A 4,259-nucleotide genomic window follows, 5' to 3' on the forward strand; every position below is an offset into this window, starting at 1 on the left:
AATTTCTGCGCCCAATTCCGGAGTAATTGCACGATCGGCCATAATGGTTTCGCAGCCGATTAATTCACCGGTCTCTTCAAAAATGCAAATCGCATCGGCGGCAACCAACGCATCAAAACAACGGCCGACTGCAGGGTTAGCACTGATACCACTGGTGCCATCCGAGCCGCCACAAATTGTCCCGACAATCAATTCATTTAAATACATAGGTACGCGCGCAACTTTTGCTGCTTCGCTTTGCAAACGTTTTACCGCAGCCAAACCTAATTCAATTGTGCTTTTGGTGCCGCCCGCTTCCTGAATAACCAATAATTCTGCAGGGCGACCACTCGTGCGAATGTCACTCAATAATTTTTCGCGATTCATACTTTCGCAGCCGAGCGATACCAACAACGCACCGCCGACATTCGGATGCGTACAAACCGCACGCATCATTTCGTAAGCATATTGGTTTGGGTAACAACCGGGAAAACCGATTAAATGCACATCAATGTCATCAACCAGATTTACGATCCTGCGCGTTACGTGGTGCGCGCATTCAACCAAATAAGCCACCACAATCACATTGCGAATACCTTTACGGCCATCGGCGCGCTGCCAGCCAGAAAAACTTACGGCATCATTCATGATTCACTCCTGTCTTTGTTTTGACGGCTGCGGGTGTGACTGGGAATGTAATCACTTTTCATATTGTGCATATGCACGTGCTCACCTTTTGCGACAGCTTCGGTCATGGAACCGATAGGCGCACCGTAGCGATAGACTTTATCGCCAGCACTTAATGCGGCGCGCGCAATTTTGTGGCCGACAGCGATGTCAATTTGACTGGTAATTATTTCACCATCAATTGATAGCGCATCGCCGCTATGGATCTGCTTTACACACACCAAAATATTGTCGTCCGGATGAAGCAGTATCACCGGTGCGAGTGCAGTTTTTTGCTGTGCAACTGGATCAGCAGTTTGTGTCATACCTAATCCTAAAAGAATAAAAATGCAGTCAACTAAATTAAGCTGGTGTGGGCGCAGCCGGGTGCAATAATTCACTCTCGCGCAACCGCTGCCAGAACTCTTCGGGAATTGGCGTATTCATCCATACCAGTGATTGCTGCACTTGCGCATCGCTCGCCAAACCAGCCAATACCGAACAAATTTGTGGATGCGCAGCCGGAAATTGCAGCGCAGCAGCGGCAAGTGGTACCGCAAATTCTTCACACACAGATTCAAGCTGTGCGACACGATCAACAATGGCTTGCGGCGCCGCTTCGTAGTTGTAATGCAGCGGAGTTTTGCCGCTGGCAATATCCGCACTTTTCACACCGGTCGCCAGAATTCCGGAATTAAACGGGCCACCGAGAATAACCGACGCACCGCGCCTTGCGCACAAGGGCAGGAAGGTTTCGCAGGCGCCCTGCTCAAGCAATGTGTAGCGACCGGCTAATAAGAATCCATCAAAATCGCCGTGTTTTAACGCCGCCTCACAGATTTGCCATTCGTTGGTACCGAGACCAATCGCGGTCACCTGCCCTGCCGCTTTCAATTCGCTCAAGGCGCGGTAGCCGCCGTCCATAAATTCGCGAAAGCGCGCCGGATGGTCGGCGCCGTGAGTCAGCGGCCCTAGATCATGGGCGAGCAATATATCGACATGAGTGCGCTGCAAGCGTTCAAGGCTGGCATCAAAGGAACGCATCACCCCGTCATAGCTGTAATCAAATTGCGGCTCCAGCGGTGGTGCATCGGCAAAGCCGTGGCGCACGGATGCTGTGGATGTACTGGGCACCAACAGGCGCCCCACTTTGGTCGAGATAATCACAGGCTCAGCCACCGCTGCCTTGGCGAGTGCCGCGCCCAAACGAGTTTCGCTCAAACCAAAACCGTAATGGGGAGCCGTATCGAAATAGCGGATGCCGGAATCCAGTGCCGACTTCACTGCGCAGGTAGCCTGGGCATCGGTTAAGGGTTGATATAGGTTGCCGATGGGAGCAGCGCCAAAACCCAATAAAGAGATGGGGAGATTGCTGCGTCCAAAAGTACGCGTTGGAAGAAGATTGAACTTGCCCACACAACCTCTTTTTATAATTAGATTTTTATGCATGGCTTTTCATGTTTAAAAGATGAATTGCCAATAAAAAATCATTCTAGCTGAACACAACCGAAAAGCACATATAGTTATTTAGACTTTTTCTATAAAGATACACAAGCCGTTAGCGCCTATTGCTGTTTGATTTTTGAATGAACATAAAAAAGCCGACTGCAGGAGTCGGCTTTTAGACGGCTTAACAAAAGGGTTAATCGATAAGGCCCTGGGAAATCTTATCGGAGGCCTGCAGCAAACGCTCCAACACCCGCTCGGTGCTGATCGCCTGGGATTTGATATGGATAAAGGGAATAATCAATACCGCTGCCGCACCGTGGACACCAATGATCGGCACACAGAAATCGGTAACGCCATCGACAAAATCACTCGCAAGTTGGATATAACCCTGATCCACCCCTTTGCGCGCCTTGGCGAGGAAGCGTTCAATACGCTCCAGATCCACCGTTGCCGATAACAGTGGCAGCCAGCCAGCCTGTACATCGGGTGTGGCAAAACCATAGAGCAAGGCGCCCGAGTTGGTATCAATCAGGCGGCGGCGATAGCCGACACGCACGGAGAAACCAAGGTCCATAGGGCTTTCAAGTCGCGCGACCACCACAATCTGGTCACCTGAGGGCACCACTAGGTGGCAGGATTGGCCAAGCTCGCGGGTCAGCTCTTTCATCACCGGCAAGGCAACTTCAAGCAGGGTTTTGGCCGTGCCTTGGGAAATGCCGAGGGTAAATAGTTTGTTGGTGAGCATGTAGCCGTCGCGACCATCGGGCATTTGGGTGATGAACCCGCGATATTCGAGCGCAAGCACCATGCGGAAGAGTTCACTTACCGAACGCCCGAGCGCAGCAGCCATTTGCGAAGTCGTCATAGGTGATGAATTGCGCGCGAGCAATTCGAGGATGTCCAGGCCTTTCTCCAAAGCCGGGGCACGGTATTTACGTTCGGCGTCGTCGCCACTGTTGTCCAAATAAGCGCTGTCGAGTTCTTTAGTCATAATAGAAGTCATAGTATTTTTCTCGTTATTGTTTCCCCGTGTCCATTATTGGTTTATAACGCTTAGGGCAAGTCAGGATGCAACCTAAGGCTAAACTTTCCATGTTGTCACAGGATTCTACTCACACACTCCCACATCATGCGTTCCACTTTACGCAATTCGATAAAAACGCAAACTTGTACCTATGAAAACACTTTCAATTTCGCTCAGTTTGCATCCAGTAAGTGTATGCTGGACAAGATTAAGCCAGTTTTTATAGATACATAGCTGCTTGTTTGGCGCCAAGCCAATGACAGGCCAGTCGCTCCCCCACATCAATCGCTCTGCACCAAATACCGATAATAGATGCTGGATGTAAGGAGCCAGCTCTGTTTGCCCCTGGTCTTTACCCGCTTCAGTGGGCAAACCTGAAATCTTGCAGTAGACGTTAGCTAATTTAGCGATTTCTCTGATGGCATTACGCCAGTCATCTGCTGGGCGATCAGTAGCGATAACCGCTGGCTTGGCTGCGTGATTAATCACTATCGGCAGATCCGGATGGCGCCGTGCAAACTGCTCCAGATGCGGGAGGTGGCGGGTATAGACCAATGCATCGAAGCTCAGTTTGTGCAATTTCATCGCCGCGATGGCTGGCTCCAGCTCCGGGCGTAAAATCCAATCGTCTTCCGGCAGGCATTGCAACATAGGGCGCAGACCGCGCAATTTGGGCTGCTGTGCAAGCTGGGCGATACGTGCAGGCGCCGACGGTGCCGCCAAATCCACCCAGCCCACGACTGCTTTAACAAAGTCGGCTTGCTCAGCAACAGCCAATAAATAATCGGTATCCGCATCGCTCTCTTGTGATTGCACCAGCACTGAACCCGTCACACCCGCAAACCTGGCCAGCGGCAGCACATCTTCCACACCAAAGTCGCGGTAGATCGCAACCAAATCCGGCGTCGGCCAACAGCAATCATGCTCGCCCAGTTGCCAGATATGTTGGTGTGCGTCGATCACTTGGCAACCGCCTCTGCTTTATCGCGGCTGCGTGCATAAAGCGCAATCACCGCAAAACACACCAGCGGTACGCCGACGGCGGAATGGATGCTGGTCAGATCCGATACCAGGCCCATCACCGCCGTAAGTACCGCCCCGCCGATAATTGCCATGATCACCAGCGATGAGCCTGCCTTGG

5 protein-coding genes and 1 pseudogene are annotated in these 4,259 nt (G+C 51.6%); all 6 read right to left on the minus strand.

Features of this window, described 5'->3' with window-relative positions:
- On the minus strand, window positions 1–627 hold a 627-nt coding region (locus ACWA6V_RS18100; protein ID WP_449523805.1), incomplete at its 3' end, for a UxaA family hydrolase.
- Window positions 624–971, minus strand: coding sequence for a UxaA family hydrolase (locus ACWA6V_RS18105; RefSeq protein ID WP_449523806.1), 348 nt, complete (start codon window positions 969–971; stop codon window positions 624–626). The genes ACWA6V_RS18105 and ACWA6V_RS18100, both read right to left, overlap by 4 nt.
- A gap of 37 nt (window positions 972–1,008) precedes the next feature.
- A complete protein-coding gene (locus ACWA6V_RS18110; protein ID WP_449523807.1) occupies window positions 1,009–2,061 on the minus strand; it encodes an aldo/keto reductase in 1,053 nt (350 codons plus the stop codon).
- Between the two features lie 226 nt (window positions 2,062–2,287).
- A complete protein-coding gene (locus ACWA6V_RS18115; RefSeq protein WP_449523808.1) occupies window positions 2,288–3,097 on the minus strand; it encodes an IclR family transcriptional regulator in 810 nt (269 codons plus the stop codon).
- 138 nt (window positions 3,098–3,235) lie between these two features.
- Window positions 3,236–4,081 carry an amidohydrolase family protein gene (locus tag ACWA6V_RS18120; protein ID WP_449523809.1) on the minus strand — a complete coding sequence of 282 codons (846 nt, stop codon included), beginning with the start codon at window positions 4,079–4,081 and terminating at the stop codon, window positions 3,236–3,238.
- Window positions 4,078–4,259: pseudogene (locus tag ACWA6V_RS18125) on the minus strand (glucose/galactose MFS transporter); the annotation flags it as partial. The pseudogene ACWA6V_RS18125 and the gene ACWA6V_RS18120, both read right to left, overlap by 4 nt.

Source organism: Cellvibrio sp. (assembly GCF_053579595.1).

Coding starts and splice junctions, on each gene's coding strand:
- ACWA6V_RS18105 (WP_449523806.1), bottom strand. CDS start 971: ATGACACAAACTGCTGATCCAGTTGCACAGCAAAAAACTGCACTCGCA.
- ACWA6V_RS18115 (WP_449523808.1), bottom strand. CDS start 3,097: ATGACTTCTATTATGACTAAAGAACTCGACAGCGCTTATTTGGACAAC.